13 protein-coding genes are annotated in these 15,758 nt (G+C 41.3%); 4 read left to right on the top strand and 9 right to left on the bottom strand.

Translation table 11 applies throughout. The annotated features are described in order from the left end of the window. The first annotated feature begins 1,367 nt into the window (after window positions 1–1,367). Together RSJ42_RS17590 and tsaA are read left to right on the top strand one after the other, a co-directional pair. Window positions 1,368–1,886, top strand: coding sequence for an FmdE family protein (locus RSJ42_RS17590; protein WP_410508521.1), 519 nt, complete (start codon window positions 1,368–1,370; stop codon window positions 1,884–1,886). Further along, window positions 1,879–2,325 (top strand): tRNA (N6-threonylcarbamoyladenosine(37)-N6)-methyltransferase TrmO, encoded by a 447-nt coding sequence (gene tsaA / locus RSJ42_RS17585; protein ID WP_410508520.1) that lies wholly within the window; start codon window positions 1,879–1,881, stop codon window positions 2,323–2,325. The genes RSJ42_RS17590 and tsaA overlap by 8 nt, the downstream gene beginning before the upstream one ends. A gap of 126 nt (window positions 2,326–2,451) precedes the next feature. Here the strand turns inward: tsaA and RSJ42_RS17580 are convergent, their stop codons facing one another. Beyond that, window positions 2,452–6,798: a cobaltochelatase subunit CobN gene (locus tag RSJ42_RS17580; RefSeq protein ID WP_410508519.1), complete on the bottom strand. Its 4,347-nt coding sequence runs from the start codon at window positions 6,796–6,798 to the stop codon at window positions 2,452–2,454. Window positions 6,799–7,185: 387 nt separating this feature from the next. On the opposite strand from RSJ42_RS17580, the gene RSJ42_RS17575 reads away from it, so the two are divergent. After that, window positions 7,186–7,569: a nuclear transport factor 2 family protein gene (locus RSJ42_RS17575; RefSeq protein WP_410508518.1), complete on the top strand. Its 384-nt coding sequence runs from the start codon at window positions 7,186–7,188 to the stop codon at window positions 7,567–7,569. 835 nt (window positions 7,570–8,404) lie between these two features. Here RSJ42_RS17575 and RSJ42_RS17570 read toward each other — a convergent pair. The 3 genes from RSJ42_RS17570 to RSJ42_RS17560 are packed head-to-tail and all read right to left on the bottom strand — an operon-like array spanning window position 8,405 to window position 10,197. Beyond that, window positions 8,405–8,851, bottom strand: coding sequence for a DUF2149 domain-containing protein (locus RSJ42_RS17570; protein ID WP_410508517.1), 447 nt, complete (start codon window positions 8,849–8,851; stop codon window positions 8,405–8,407). A 33-nt stretch (window positions 8,852–8,884) separates the two neighbouring features. After that, window positions 8,885–9,508 (bottom strand): MotA/TolQ/ExbB proton channel family protein, encoded by a 624-nt coding sequence (locus RSJ42_RS17565; RefSeq protein WP_410508516.1) that lies wholly within the window; start codon window positions 9,506–9,508, stop codon window positions 8,885–8,887. Continuing rightward, the gene (locus RSJ42_RS17560) at window positions 9,505–10,197 is read right to left on the bottom strand and encodes a DUF2162 domain-containing protein (protein ID WP_410508515.1); all 693 of its coding nucleotides are present in this window, start codon (window positions 10,195–10,197) and stop codon (window positions 9,505–9,507) included. The genes RSJ42_RS17565 and RSJ42_RS17560 overlap by 4 nt, the downstream gene beginning before the upstream one ends. Before the next feature lie 439 nt (window positions 10,198–10,636). Here RSJ42_RS17560 and RSJ42_RS17555 point away from each other — a divergent pair, with 439 nt between their 5' ends. Further along, window positions 10,637–11,182 (top strand): ArsR/SmtB family transcription factor, encoded by a 546-nt coding sequence (locus RSJ42_RS17555; protein WP_410508514.1) that lies wholly within the window; start codon window positions 10,637–10,639, stop codon window positions 11,180–11,182. A gap of 241 nt (window positions 11,183–11,423) precedes the next feature. Here RSJ42_RS17555 and RSJ42_RS17550 read toward each other — a convergent pair whose 3' ends face one another. The 5 genes from RSJ42_RS17550 to RSJ42_RS17530 form a co-directional block, all read right to left on the bottom strand. Then, entirely contained in the window at window positions 11,424–12,107 is a 684-nt protein-coding gene (locus tag RSJ42_RS17550) for a fibrillarin-like rRNA/tRNA 2'-O-methyltransferase (RefSeq protein ID WP_410508513.1), read from the bottom strand. Then, window positions 12,108–13,118 carry an NOP5/NOP56 family protein gene (locus RSJ42_RS17545; RefSeq protein WP_410508512.1) on the bottom strand — a complete coding sequence of 337 codons (1,011 nt, stop codon included), beginning with the start codon at window positions 13,116–13,118 and terminating at the stop codon, window positions 12,108–12,110. It lies immediately after the preceding gene. Continuing rightward, window positions 13,115–14,080, bottom strand: a complete 966-nt coding sequence (locus RSJ42_RS17540; protein ID WP_410510415.1) for a beta-ribofuranosylaminobenzene 5'-phosphate synthase — start codon at window positions 14,078–14,080, stop codon at window positions 13,115–13,117. Before RSJ42_RS17540 ends, RSJ42_RS17545 begins: the two co-directional genes overlap by 4 nt. Before the next feature lie 34 nt (window positions 14,081–14,114). After that, on the bottom strand, window positions 14,115–15,014 hold the full coding sequence (locus tag RSJ42_RS17535) for a DUF2953 domain-containing protein (RefSeq protein WP_410508511.1): 900 nt from the start codon (window positions 15,012–15,014) through the stop codon (window positions 14,115–14,117). A gap of 102 nt (window positions 15,015–15,116) precedes the next feature. Further along, entirely contained in the window at window positions 15,117–15,584 is a 468-nt protein-coding gene (locus RSJ42_RS17530) for a GerW family sporulation protein (RefSeq protein ID WP_410508510.1), read from the bottom strand. Window positions 15,585–15,758: the final 174 nt, after the last annotated feature.

Genomic DNA, 15,758 nt, shown 5'->3' with positions numbered 1-15,758 from the left:
CTAATAAGTACCTTTCGTTTTTTTTAGTGTGTTGTTTATAAAACTCTAGCAATATGATAAAATTCTTTGTTGACCTTTATAAGAAAAATATAGATATGAAGTATGAGCAGTAAAATATAAGCCTTAATAAATTTTATATAGTTAGAAATTATAAGAATTAAGAATACAAAACACTATTTTGAAGCCAAAGTAGTCGGATTTTGAGGCAACGAAATAATTTAATGGGGAATAAATTTTGAGGTCGTCTAGGTTATATACCTCTATAACATAAGTAGAAAGTCGACGATTAAGAGTTAAGGGGTTTTTCTCTTAATCGTAGGGGTTGAATCGCACAATTGGGAGCCAAATCAGAGGTGGCAAATGGCTCCCAATTTTAACACCAGCAATTTTTAAGGGTTTTTATACGTAAATATTATCTTTTTAAGGGAATTACTTCTTAAACAATATTTAATTTTTTAAAAATATTTTTAGATAGTTGAATTTATACGGAAAAATTATGAAAAGTTATGAATAAAATAATATTATTGGAGAAATTATAGATTAAAAACAGGGTTCGAATCTGCCTTATTTGGAAAAAAATTAAGTTGCTGAATTTCAAATCTTGAAGTAAATTTTCAGGAGAAAAAAAGAAAAAAATAATCAAAGATAGTTTTTGCCGGATTGAAAATTTCATCCTCAGAAAATAATTCAATTACAAGGAATTTTTCAAATTTAATGAAAAAAATGAAAGGATCCATATTTTGAATGTTAAACAATATTTCATATCGTTTATGTTATATAACTGTAAACCATAAGAAAATGATAGAGATTGAGAGTTAAGGGTTTTCTCTCAGTCCAAAGGGGTTGGATCATCAGTAGGGACCTCGGAAAAGAAAATAACGGTCCCTATCATCCTTATTAAAGAAAAATATTAAACATAAATACTTTTTTCTAAAGATAATCCCTTCGAAATTGTCGATTTCGGATTTTTACTTAACTTTGGCTTCTGTTAAACTTGAATACAACCAGCAGATTTTTATTTTAAATAAAATGCTGAAACCTCGGCTTTTCTATAGTAGCGTACAGCAGTTTCCCATGCCGGATGGAAAAAGGAGTCAAAAGTGAGAGATATCTCTTAATTTTGCAGTTTTTAGATTATACAGGTAGACGGCCCTGAATTAATACTCGGGACGTTTTTTGTAACATCAATTAAATACAAAATTTATAAATAGTATTTAAGGAATAAGAAACAAGCAAACTAAATTAATCATAGATATCAGAAAACAATAGAGATAGGAGCTGAAAATCTGGAGTTCAATAACGCTAATTTTGACACTGCTGTAAAATTCCATGGACATGTCTGCCCTGGTCTTTCGATAGGATATAGAGTGGCTACGCTGGCTGCCGATCGTTTTAAGGACAGAAGCGAAGATGAGGAACTCGTGGCAGTTGTGGAGAACAGGTCATGTGCAGTTGATGCAATCCAGGCAATAAACGGCTGTACATGCGGGAAAGGGAACCTTGTTTTTAAAGAGCACGGAAAGCATGTATACACATTCTTCAAGAGAGGAGACAAAAAAGCCCTGAGGATTTCCCTGAAACCGGATGTTCTTCCCCAGGATGAAAGACACACCGCACTCTTCGCAAAAATAAGGGCAGGCGATGCAAGCCCGGAGGAAATAAAAGAATTCAGGGCTTCACACGAGGCAAAGAGCCAGAGAGTTCTTGATATGCCGGAAGAAGAACTTTTCAGCATCACTGAGATTGAAGTCGAACCTCCGGAAAAAGCCATAGTCTACCCCACGGTAATATGCAGCAAATGCGGGGAAGGTTTCATGGAGCCTCTTGGAAGGGTGAAAAACGGAGAGATAGTCTGCATCTCCTGTTTTGAGGCAAAAAATGAGTGAAAATGCAGAAAGTGCTCAGGAAAAAATTGAGTTTACTCCTATAGGCTATGTGGAAAACGACTATCTCGAACCAGAGTATAAAGAAGAAGTTTACCGGAAGGTTTCAAAAATTATCCTGAGAGAGGATCTGGTAGATGGCCTTTACAGGGTAGAAGAGCTTGAAAAACTGTATATCATCTTTTATTTCAGCAGATCCGAAGGTTATAAGCTAATTCACCGCCGCCGGTATGACGGAGAAATGTCAGGAGTCTTTGCGAGCAGAAGCCCATACCGACCCAATGGGATAGGGCTCACCCTGGTGGAGCTCTTAAAGGTAGAAGGCAACGTGCTCTATGTAAAAGGCCTTGATGCTATCAACGGGACACCTGTACTGGACGTTAAACCGTACATGAAAGACTTTGAAGAAAAGGACGAAGAAAAAAGAGCATGGACTGAATAAGAACAAAAACCAGTACAGAAAATAGTTAAATCAAAAAACAAAAATAAAAGTCTTTTTTCAAATGAAAAAGAAAAGGGTAATTACCCCTTTTTAAATTTTATTTATATCTTTTTTTATAGAATTTTATTACATTTTCTTTTTCCTGAATCCCATATAGATTCCTCCCACTGCCATTACCACGAAGAGAATTCCAACTATATCAGAGCCTGAGAAAGATAGACCTCCACTTTCTTCTTCTGCCACAGTATCTTCTTTCTGCATCTCATAGCCTTCCACGCAATCGGATTCGGAACTCTGCCGGACTTCAGGAGCGGGTTCCGGAGAATCCATTCCATAGCCCGTGTCAGAGTCCTGGACAGTCTGGTTACTCTCCTGAGATTCCGAACTTGCTCTGGCTGTCTGGTTAAGTTTTTCAGCAACGCTAGTCTGGCGACTTTTGCTGCTCTGGCTGCTGCTCTGAGTATCCGTTGTCTCCTTATCGACATTTGTTGCAGCTTTTATTTGCTCAGCATAGCCGGGAACAGATACCATCCCACTCACAAATTCGTGGAGCAGAGGGTTTCCGCAGGTATGGTGGCAGCATGCAGCCCCGTTTTCAGCCACAGACTGCTCATACTCTGTTGCAAGGCTCTCAATAACTTCTTCAGAGGGCGTCCAGTAATCATGCCTGACAGCTTCAAGCATTCTGGCAGTGATTGACTGGTAAGCATCCGGGTTATTCTGTTTGAACCACTCTCTCATGGCGGGGTCACTGGCATAGGTCTCGTACACCTGCTGCCAGACCGTGTCGTCTACAAGGTCAGGGTCGCTTACCTCCCATCCAAAAAGGTTGTCCACGAATTCTGACATCATGCTCCCGCCCGAATATCCGGATTTCTGCATCCCTTCGATCCATTTGTCATTGAAATACCTGGCTCTCAGATCCTTGCTGAGGTACTCCTGCATTCCTACCATTTCAGCCCTGTAAGGGTCACTGGTATCCGAAATATACATTTCAGGAGTGGTCCCGTCACCCTTTACGTACCTTGTTGCCAGGTTCATGCCCCCGAAATACTGGAAGAGGTCATCATTGTCAAGGGAATCGTAAAGGTTTGAAGAAGAAGAATGCACTGAGGCTTCAACGTTTTTAAGGTTACCTTCAAGGAGTTCTCTGGACTTTATGCCCCAGAAGTCCTCTCCGTAAGCATATCCCATCTTGTCCAGGTATACGTTTGCAATAGCCTCTTCATTTTCCCATGTCCCACTTGCACTGACAGCATCCGAGACCCCTATATCATAAGTGCCGTCCATTACTGCAAAACAGCGCATAGTGGAGAGTTTTGTTGCAGTCTCACTGTCATACCCTGCAGAAACCAGGGAATCGTATAGCGTAAGGGAACTCTGGTTAACATAGTTGGGGTAGTTTACTCCGGGAAGGGAACTCGCAAGTTTTACAGCGCCGTCTACCATCTTTATTTTATCCGGGAAAGCATCTCTCATTCCTGCAGTTGTGTAAGTGACATCAATGCGCGGCCTTCCGGGCTTTGAAGAATCATAATTCGGCAATAACTCTTCTTCAGGAATAGCCTCAACTCCGGTCACATACCCGTACTCATCCCGGACAGGCTTCATTCCGAGCATGTAAAGTACTTCTGCTTCCAGGGTTCCGTGGTCGGCGATAAACTCTACCCCGAACCTTGAGAATGAAACCTTCTCAGGATATTCGCCGTACTTGTTATAATAATCCTCAAGCAGCTGGATTGCAAGAGATTTCCCTGCTTCCCAGGTTGCCTCTGAGGGATAGAGCTTTGAATTTATGCTGTAATAGTTGCGTCCTGTAGGTACTGCATCAGGATTCATAATAGGATCCAGCCCGGAAGCCGGGGGGATGAAGCCTCCATTCAAAGCGGAAAGAATATTGTCAATTTCAACATCGCAGTCAAGAAGTCTGTCCTTATAAACAAGCCCCTGTTCAAGATCAAGTGTAACCGAACTGTCGGTTTTTCCGTAAATCTCAACCTGTGCAGTAGAAATGCTTGTATTATTTGTTACTACTTCCCAGACAAGCTGTGTAACTTTTGTATCATTCAAAGGAATACCAGGAGGGTAAGCGGACTCGGGGTAGAAGGCAGCAGTGATATTTTCCTCAAAGTCCGCTCCAAGCATAGCCCTTACCATTGCGGAAAGTTCGTCTTTTTCAGGGTCTGTCACGTTCGTTCCTGGAACATGGCTGAGAATATGCATTCCGTAGGGGATATTTTCATTGCCCACATCTTCCAGATACTCGTGAAGGACGTCTTTGACAAAACCCTCAAATTCCTCTTCATTATAGTTTTGAAGAGCAGTTACATTCTTCAGTCCCAGATCGACACCGAGGTTGAGTGCTATTATCTCGTTGATTATAGCCTGCCTGTATCCTGCTCTGGTCTGTGCAGATATGCCAGGATCATAGTACTGCTGGACATTAATAGAGAGATTCAGCAAGCCTCCATAAAGCCCGCTGCGTTCAAGAGTCGGAGTCAGATGGTCAATAATCAGAGCATTACCCCTGTACTCCGCTGTTATTCCTTCTCCGACGTTAGCAACTATGTAAGGATAGATATTTGGCAGATCCTGCAGAAGCAGAGGAGACCAGTCTGAAGTCCTGTTCATACCGTAAGTGGATCCCGGAAGCCATTCATGTGTACCATGAGTTCCCAGATGGATGACTGCATCGGGCTGCCAGTCATGGTTAAGCCAGAGGTAGAAAGCTATATACTGGTGTGTTGGGGGTACAACATTGCTGTGGTATAGAGTATCATTGTTTTGCCCTGTTCCCCTGGCAGGCTGAGGCATGAGCCAGACATCCCCGAAACGCACCGTGGGTATTACAATGTATTTTCCGGTTTCATTCTCATAGATCATAACACTTTTATCTTGAGGCAGATCTTCAGACCAGGGTTGCCCCCATTCAGCCTTTACATTGGCTCTCAGGTCTTCCGGAATTTCAGATTCAAACCACTCCCTGTAAGTCTCTATGGGTATGAGATGAGCTCCCCAGTCGGTCCTGTTTTCGACCATTCCATTAAGAACTCCCGGAGCCCATGAGCCGACATTGATGCCCTGGTTCTGAAGCATTTCCAGAAGGTCACTGTCATTTTCCGGAATTCCGGAGACTTCATACCCGCTTTCGTTCATCGCATTGAGAAGGTCAAGCATGCTCTGAGTTGCGTTTAGGTAATTTGCCACTATGTTGTCCTTTCCGGAAGGATAATTATAATAAATGACAGCTACTTTCTTGTCCTGATTATCCTTTAATTTCAACTCTGCCCAGTTAATTGACCTGTTTGACATCCAGTCAATCTGAGCCGGAAGAGGTTCATAGTTGCTTTCACCGGTTTCGGAGTCGTAATTATCAATTCCTACTACAATGTACTCGAAAATTCCGTCAATACTCGGAAGCAGGGTCTTGTATACGACTTCGCTGCTCGGGATACCCCTGTTGCTGTCAGCTATGTCGGTAGAATTAGCAGGATTATTGACAACCAGTCCCGTGAGGACAGGAACGTCAAGGTCTGTAAGTTCCTGTATACCTTTATCAGGATCAGCGTAATTCAGACGGAAACTCTTAAGAGAAATTACACACTGGACAAGAGGTTCCCCGTTTTCATCAGAGTAAAATTTGTGGATATCATTGAAAGTATCAAAGCCTGCAATTATATTGCAGCCCTTTCCTTCCAGATCGCGAATGAGAGCGTCTATGACTTCAAGATTGTCTCCGGTATAATCCGAAGCATGGAACCATATCCCGATTGTTGGCTTACTCTTGTCGTAAGTATGCCTTGATCCGTTTGAGTTACCTGAGTTAGTCGAGTTAGAATACCATTCAAGGTAATCAGTGGTATTCTCAAACCAGTCAGGCTGAAATTCGGTTGTGGGAAAGCGAGCATCAGGATGGTAAATTCCGCCTTCTGGGAACTCTATGGGGTCCTCATAAACCCAGCTGCCCGTAAGCTCTGGTTTATCTCCATAAGTTTTTGCGAGATAGATAATAAAATTTTCAGCATTTTTCTTCAGGACTCCTCTTGTACCCATATTGTAGAAAAATTTCTCTTCAGTAGAATTATAAGGCTTGGTCCCGGTAAAGACCTGATCATAGACTGAAGTGTTGATGTATGCCGGATCCATCATAGATGTGATGTCTATGAGTGCAGTTCCGTTTTCATGAGCACTCTCAAGGTTATCTCCAATATCTTTGAACTGCGACCAGAGCATGTAGGAAAATATTACATCCTGGTTTTCAAAGGTGACATTGGTGAAGTCCGCATAACCCGAAATATACGTTACATTTATACTTGCATTGTATGGATTGGACTCCTCTGCCGCAGCAAGAGCACTTCCGTCATAGCAGATAAAAGTAATATTTACCTGATTTCCATCAGCCGATACATTCTGTGTCAGCAGTAAAAGAACTACCACACATAAAACCAGTAACCTGCTTAGTGCCGTATGCATGTTATCCCCGGATAATCTATAATGAATTTCGAGTCGCCCTGTGAGAAGAATAATCAGGATGCTCAACTCACCAGACAATTTAATTCTAAAATTTTGCAAATTCAGAACCTAGGTTGAAACAAAAGGCAAATTTTGAAGACTGAACTGGAAACCTTTAGTTCTGACTCTAAATTCGGCCTCACAACTTTCTCAAATAAATGAGCAGCCGATTCTGTCTAATATCTTAAGCATTCGGAGCATTGGAAGAAAAAGATATAAAAGACGGTTTTTGGCTCACAATTGTTAGCTATTAAGGTAAAAACCGCACGTAAATAAAGAAATGTTTAAAAAAACGATTAAATGGAAAAAGGAAGAATTTAAGCGTATAAAAAATAGATAGGCGATGATATGAGATACGAAATTTATAAAAAAATTATTGAAAATTATATTGATGCCTATAACAGTTTTGATACCGACAGAATGCTTCTGCATATGCACGATGACATAAAATTTGAAAACGTTTCAAACGGAGAAATCAACCTGACAACAAATGGTATTGCAGAATTAAGAAATCAGGCAGAGCAAGCCAGACGATTATTTAGAAAACGAAAGCAGACAATTACGGAAATTAAATTTAATGAAGACCGGGTTGAAGTAAAAATTGACTATTACGGAATTCTAGCAGTTGATTTTTCGGATGAAATGAAAGCCGGAGATGTAATTGAATTAAAAGGTAGTTCGATTTTCAAATTTAAAGACAATAAAGTAATTGAACTGAAGGATATTAGTTGAGCTACCTGAAAAATTGTATTTTTTGAGCTGCTTAAAGACCAACTTTTATATCTATGCCAGTAATTCCAGAAATCCAGTAATTCCAGAAATCCAGTAATTCCAGAAATCCAGTAATTCCAGAAATTTTTCAGAATTGAAGTCGGTTGAATATCGAGATGAGAATCTTAAGATTCCTCAGTCCTCTGAATTTTAGGGAGTTTCCACCAGAAAAGAACGTTCGATAACAGTGTTAACAGGAATAGAACAAAAATTAATATCATTATAGATTTTTCTTGCATTTTCGATCTCCTGAAAAGGTATTATGAGCCGAGTACCCGAGAGAAAACCGAGTGCCCGAAGAAAATTTCCGGAACTTATGGCTCATTGGAAATTGGGGGTCTAAAAGTTTGTTAATTTTAGGAACTTATAGAGATATGCATTTCTGGTTTAAAAATTTAATTAGAGATCTTTTCTTGACTTTTAATTAGAGATATTAAACTTTAAAAGGCAAAAGCACCCGATGCTGTTTCAGAGATTGGGGATTAGAGAATTAAGGAGAAGTGAACATAAAATGTGGTTTTTAAGTAATAATTATTATCTATCTAGATAAAAAGATAATATTAGAGATTAAAAAATAGATTGAGGTTACTCGTGAACTCTAATTCTATAAATAGCGAGAATAAGCTGAATTATTAAAGAAAACGGATTTGGAACTGATTAAAAGGAGAAATACGGCGGATTACTTACGCTGTATTTCAAATGCCAAATTAGATCTTTTTTCCCAGATCCCGGACAAATTTGTCGATGAAAACCAAACAAAGCTTGCTTTGATTGTGGAAAAAATAATATGGACGGCTTAAACCGGAGCAGATTTAGCCGGAGAGGATGCGTCAGTTGAAGAAGATGTGCCCGTAGATGTACCCGTAGATATACCCGCAGATGTACTGTTGCCCTCAGCATCTTCAGGCACGTAAATAACCCTGCCGTCGGCAAGCTTATAAGCCGTGCCCAGGGCTTCCCCTGTACCCCCACCGATACTGTCAGTCATGTTCAGGACTTCTATAGGCTTTCCTTCTTCTTTGACGATTATCTTCATATCCTTAGCTCCCGGGTTTTTTACAATTGTAAAATCTTCGCTGGAGCTTAGAAGTTCGGGGAGATGATAGGACATCACAAGGGCAACGAGTAGAGCCACTGAAAAGACCATTGCAACATCAAAAACATTGGCAACAGTAGCCATAGGGTTTTGTTCATCCTCGGCATGTAAAAGTCCTGTGCGCCTGAATTTTCTTGTTTTCCGCATGATTTATTCCTCCTTATTGAAAGCTGCCATGCCTCAGATCTTTTCCTCAATTGTGTCCAGAATATAATCGATATCTGACATATCTTCCCAGTACCAGCGCCTTCTGACCTGCGTAAGCACGTAACCTATTCCGGCTGCAAAAAGCCCTACTACAGTTGTTGCAAACGCAATCATCAGGTTCTGTGCAAGGGTTTCGAGGTCTCCTGCTGAAAGTCCTATAAGAGCAGGACCCAGTGGGATTAAAGTTCCCATTAACCCAAGCATTGGGCCAATCGTTGAGGTTATCTTCGTATGTTCAAGGCGTTTTGCCATGCGGATTTCATATTCCTGAGAAAGCCTCTCAATTGCTGGAAGATGTTGCTCTTCCAGATATTTGGAAGCGTCTCTTGCAAAGGAAGTGACCATGTAATTTTGCTTTATATTCTCAAGAGCTCTGGAGGCTTCCGCAAAATCCAAATTCCGGAGGTCGTGCTCAAGCTTTTTACAGTTAGTTTCAAGGTTGGCCCAGTCCCTGTGCCTTTTTGTGTATTCGGAGAGAAATTCTCCCAGTTGAATCAGGGATAGAAATACAAGCAGGGTGAGTAGAAACATCACAGGGATCAGTAAAGCGGTTGAGAAGACATTCATCATACTGGATAATAAATCCATCATGCTCACAGGTCATGCCTCCTTATACGGTCCAGGAAAAAACCCGCCAGGACAACGCCCCCAAGAGCCATCAAAGGCACGATTCCGGTCTCTCCTCCACCGATAGAAACGAGGTTCATCTGTTTTGTTTGCATATATGCCGGGATTAGCAGAGCCCCGAGAAGATAATAGATTCCAAGAAGCACCATGACGCTTCCCATAGTTTCGGGAGTCTTTTCGAACCTGGTTTTACCAAGCCTGAAAAGAAAAGAAGAAGCTACAACAGCAATAAAAAAAGCAGCCCCTACGATAAGCCCTATCTTTAGCCCGGAAAAGTTGAGTCTTTCTGAGAGCAACATACAGGACACTGCAAAAGCCCCAAGGCAGACCGGGCAGGGCATGGATATAGCAAGAAAAGTATGCCTGGAAACATCTTTTCCTGAATTCCATTTTTTCTGGGTGTAAATACCGGCCCATATAAGGATAAAGGAAACAAAAACATGGAGTCCCATGCCCATTGAAGAAAGACGCTCAAAGGCATCCATGCTTAAACGGTCAGCAATGCTTCCAAACAAAAGGGCAAGAAAAAAGTAACTGCCTGCAATCGTAAAAACTTCTCGCGCAGTAATATTTGAAAATCCACAGCCTAATCCTGTTTTAATCCCGAAGATAAGGATACCTATCATGATTCCAATAACAGTTAACGTCGCAGAGTCCATAGTACCTTCTGAGCATCTATGGCAGGACTAAATAAAAACTGGCTTTTGGGTAATGGTTGTTATCTATCCGCATAACAAGCCCTTTTATAGCTGTTTTTTAGATGAAAGCTTGACTTCCTTTTCCTGGCTGCGAATAGTTAGAATAGATAATTGTAAAAGTAAAGAGATGGATGTGAAAGTTCACAAAAATAAAATTAGTTTTAAAAAAATATCGGATAAAGAGTAATAGCAAATTAAAAACATAATTTAAGAACAATTATGTGAAAATTTCCTCTGTGAACTGGCTTATAATTTAGATGGATAAGAAATACTTGAGTGAAAACTAAAGAGAATTTGCCATAAAACCAAATAAAAAGGGCATCAATAAAAAGGAAGATATACTTTACTTGTGTTATGACGGCAATAATTATAAGTATTTGAGGTAAAATAGAAGATTATCATGGTAGCAAGTGTTATGAGAGGTTCAGGAATTAACGGAGGCAGAGAAAACCTCTTTAAAGCAATTTCAAGCGATACACGGCTTTCAATTCTTGAGAGTTTAAGTGAAGGAGATAAACATATTTCCGGTCTTGCCAGGGAAATAGGGATATCCGTACCTGTAGCTGCTAAGCATGTGAAAGTCCTGGAAAAAGCCGAGCTTATAGAAAGGAAAAAGTTTGGAAATACTCATATGATAGGCATAAAGCTAAGCAATGTCTATTCTTTCCTTGACCGCTTCGCAGAAAAAAGGCATATTGAGGTAGAAGAAGGCACTAATTTGCTAGAAGCCCTGAAAAGTGTAGCCGCTGTTGAAGTAAAGAGAATTGGAGACAGGATAAAAGTTGTGTCTACAGATGAGGAAGAAGGCTTTTATGTGTATGAAGTGGATGGCAAATTCTCGGATAAAACAGTTGATGAGTACGAGTTTTATGAGGATTCAGTTGTTGAGTGGAAGAAGCTGATACCGGTCACAAAAAAGAGGTTATTTGTAAATATAAGAAGGTAAACATCCCTTTATAAGAAAGTAAAAATCCCTTCCCGAATTAGCTTTTAATACCTGACCTTTATGGAAATCACGTCTTCAGTACTTTACGAAAATAGCTTCATACTACCACCAAAGAGTCCTTATCAAAGAGATTGCCAAAAAACTCATGCCAAAAAAATTAACCTCTTTGAAAAACAGGATTTAAAAAAACAGGATTAAAGTAAAAATGGGATTTAAGTAAAAACAGGATTCAAAATAGAATTTATGCCTTTAATTTTGCCAGCACTCCAAGATGGTCTTCATGGTAAGGCATAAGATCCCTGGCAGTCAAAATTTCGAATCCTGGTTCAAAAGCCTGTTCAAGTTTTTTTACCTCTTCTTTAAAAATCTCTTTCGGGCTTGCCGCAGTATCTATGCTACGAGCCTTGATAGAAAGCAGGAGATACCCATCTTTTTTCAAAAAACGGGCAGCATTTCTTGTAGCGATCTCTGCCTGGTTGGGCTGGGCAACATCCTGAAAGATAAGGTCCACAGGCTCAACAATATGTGCGTAACTGTCAGGCTTTCCCGCATCAGCAAGAATAGGGAAAATGTTTTTGCGCCTGGAAGCAAGTCCTATGAAGTCGCGCATGCTTCTTGGAGCAAATTCAACAGCATATACTGCCCCTTCGGAAACGATGTCAGAGACATGGCTGACCGTTGTGCCTGAAGCAGCCCCGAGATAAAGAACCTTTGAATCCCTTTTTAGAGGTGTATCAAATTTCTTGAGAATCATGGCTCCAAGCTTGCTTCTTCGGGGATCCCATGTCCTGTATTCGGTCCCTTCAACTGAAATCAGCTTTTCTCCATACACGACTTTTCCGGGGTCGAGGTTAAGAGTGGAAAGCTGCTTTTTATCCTTCGTGACCTCAAAAATTCCTTCTGAGAGCGGCCTTATTTCGGGCATTTACTTCCTCCTCTTCTTTTTTGGCTTTGCCTTGCCTTCCTGTCGCTTTTGAGGAGGCTTTGGGTTTGCTTCCCTGATTTTCCGGACCTTTTCCTCCAGTTCATATTCAAGTGAAGCATCTTTTTTTGCAGAATAAAAATCAATTCTTGCAGCAAGGGAAAGTTTTGACGCAAGAGCCCTTGCTATTTTTCCTCTCAACCACCAGGGGGAAGTGTTGATAAGAGGATGGCTGTAGATTATACCGTGTTTGGGGGAAGGAGCACGGGCACGCAGGTGCTTGAAAAGAGCTTTGTTTGCCCCTATTACCTGGACAGTGCTTGAAGGAAAAGCTGCGAGTTTATCAAGGCTGCCCGCAATGCTTATCAGCCTTGCGCCGAGCATAGGACCAGCCAGCATGGTAAGGTTGGGAGCAAGAGTTTCCATGCTGCTTTCAATGTAAGCTTCAATTTGTTTTCTCCGTTCATAGAGGCTGCTTACGCTCTCCGCAAAACCTTTAAGAAGAGATTCATCTGCAGATTCAAGTTTTGCACCCATAGAATTCTGGGCTTTTAAATAAAGAGGATCTTCAGGAGGAACATTTTCTCGTGAACCGTATTTTGTGATAAAAACCGAAAGTGCTTCCCCGCTGAGCCCGCTTTCCGGGAAATAGCCTCCATACCATTCAAAAAGCCTTTCGGAAAGGGAGTTTGCAGTTTCATTAATGTCATCCAGAGCTTCTACTGCCTGAATAACACGTTGATCAGGAGTAAGAGACTCTGAAACCTGAAGTTTTACGGTTTCCAGAGTAACTTCATGCAAAAGGGAATAGTATTCGGAATAAGAATCTGCAAAGCCAGACTCGATAGCTGCAGTTTTCAGGTCAAAACCCTCAGGCGGCATATCCTGCCTTTTATTCCTCAAAGAGAGCAAATGGAGGGCAAGCTCCCTCACATCCTTTGGGAAAAGTTCGGAAGCAAGCAGTTTTCCGCTACTGCCCAGCTCAAGAACTCCAAACCAGGTATTGATTTTCAATCGGAGCCTCCGAAGATATCCGCGCCCCTGTTCCTTCCCTTTGTGAGGAGGACGTCTCCACCGAGCGAGTCATTTAGCATGCGCTGGACTTCTTTCTGGAGTTTTCCGGCTTCTCCAGGGCTCTCAACAATTCCATAAACAACCGGCCCGAAAGAACTTACTCCTGAACCGCTGGCTCCATTATCCTGCATGTATTTCATGACATCAAGCACAGGCTGGGGCTGAAGTTCGACTTCCCGCCTTTTGAAACCTGCAGTCTGGAAGTGGTTGACTGCCCTGCCGAAACTATCAATATCTTCTTCAATAAGGGCAGGAAGCATCTGCATGAGGATTACGTGGGAGATCTCCTGAACTTCTGCTAAAGGGATGGGACAAACTTTTTTAAAAATATCAACTTCTTCAGCATCATGAACTCCTTTAGTATTGGGGATTGCAAGGACAATATTCCAGTCAGGAAATGCTCTTCTGAAAAGTACAGGTCCGGGAGGCATACGGCTGGCCGCAGATGGAGAAAATGCACCTTTATCCCTGAACCTGTGACCTCCGTCCACGATAAAGCCTCCATTTTCAAAAGCAGCAACCCCTATTCCGGAAGTCCCTCCCCTGCCTACGGCAACTGCTAGCTCCCTGACACTTCTGCCAAGCTCGTAAATCTCGTTTATGGCTGCAGCTACAGAAAGTGCAGCCTGGGTTCCAGACCCAAGCCCCACATGGTCAGGAAGATCCTTTTTAATAAGGATTTTTACCCCTTTTCCTGGTGGAAGCACAGCTTTTGCTGCTTTTAGCATCCTGCCTGCGAGAAGAGAAGAACCCACAACTTCAACAGTATCCGCTTCAGAGGCAGAAATTTCCAGGCTGGGGGATTCAAGAGTGATTCCTACTCCTCCATCGACCCTGCCAATCTCTGCATTGAGATCGATAAGGGTGAGATGCAGTCTGGATGGAGACACCACATTAATCATATTCATCTGTATCCTCATTGCTTATTCATAAAGCTTAGGAGTTTATCTTCGAACTACCCCGAAGTTTTTCCTTAACAATCAAATAAGTAAAAGATAAAGTTTTCCAGTTTAATATAAATTTAATGACTGGAAAAATCAGTGAATATAATTTTACACGGATCTCCGCGCTCCCCCGGAAATCCAGCAGTGAATCCATAAAAACAGGGCAGACAGAAAAACTACAGCTCCGGCAGCGGCTGTAAACCGTCCCCAGGAAGGCATGTATTAACCCACAAAGCATCCCCGTATCCGCAGGGTCCTGAAGCCCAAAAGTAAGGTCGGCGTTCAGTTTTCTGATTTTTATTGCATTAAGCATATCGGAAAGCAAACGGAACAGAGGTTTTCTAAGAGCTTTGTAAGCCTCAAGGCCCCAGTGAAGCTTTTCTTTGAAAGTCATGCCCTCCTTCTCTTCAACCTCACTTTCCTCGCTGACTATCTTTTTTCTTCTAATCCGATCAAATATACTTCTTTTCTTTTTGACAGGCGCCTCTTTTTTAACCTCGATTCTCTCTTTACCTTCAAGAATTATTGTTTCCTCTCCAGGCTTTTCTTCTATAGGTTTTCTGACTTTTCCTGGCTGTGTATAATATTCTGCGTCCAGATCCTTTTCTCTGATTTCGGTTTGCTGAGATCTTGCTTTGCCCTCTTCTGTTTTCGCAATAATTTCACGATTCTGGACCTCTGTACTCATCTCTTCAGAAGGGTATTTTCCCTCTTCTGGCCCTCCGATTAAAAAAGTACGTGAGAAAAACAGCCATTTAACTGTAAATGTACCTCCCAGTTCGTTGTTTCCTTCCAGGCTCAGGACTTTGAGCTTGAAAGTAAGCACTATTGCTGTAAGAAGTACAAATAGAATAAGTAAAAAAACCAGGATGATGAGATATATGGCAAGCATGCTAAACAGGTTGAAAGAAGGATAATACTGATTATCCTCTTATGTCCTAGTCTTTCGGTCCGGTTCCTGAGAAATCCATGAACAGGTTTAACCAGAAGGAATTTAGTGGACGCAGCCCTTTTTCTCAACGTAGGTTTCTGTTTGCTCTTTAACTTCCGTTTCACGGACTTCAGGTTCTATGATTATTTTTTCTTCGGTTTTTTCTTCTTTTTTAGTTTTCCCGGTTTTGCCTTTGAGTTTATCCAGAAGGTCAGGGACTGCCTCCTGAATGGAACCGAAAATTGATCCTATATCGCCTTTCTCAGAGATCCTGAAGATTTTTGCATCGTCTTCGGAAAGCATGATAAAAGCAATAGGCTCTATCTTAGCACCTGCACCGCCGCCGCCGCCATATCCGGATTCGGTCTCCTTCTTACCTTCCCCACCTCCGCCTCCAAAACCCATTGTAAGTTTGGAAACAGGAATAATTGTTTTTCCGGCAGCTGTGATAGGTTCTCCAACAACTGTTTTCGTGGTTGCTATTTTCTCAAGTTCGCATGCAATCTGTTTAATTGTATCTTCTACGCCCATCTTTTTTATCCCCCGATGTGGTATGTTATCATTTGCTTAGATGGATAATAAATGTTATCCATCTTTCATTATATTCCAAGTTCACAACTATTATATTACTACTTTTATTATACTTGATTCACCTGAGCCTGGAATTCCAGACACAGGTTAATTTCCCAAATATAATGAATTGAG

Origin of the sequence: Methanosarcina hadiensis (assembly GCF_046529725.1) — an archaeon.
GTDB lineage: Archaea > Halobacteriota > Methanosarcinia > Methanosarcinales > Methanosarcinaceae > Methanosarcina > Methanosarcina hadiensis.
The sequence above is the reverse complement of the archived record's forward strand: the minus strand, read 5'-3'. Positions and strand labels throughout refer to the sequence as shown.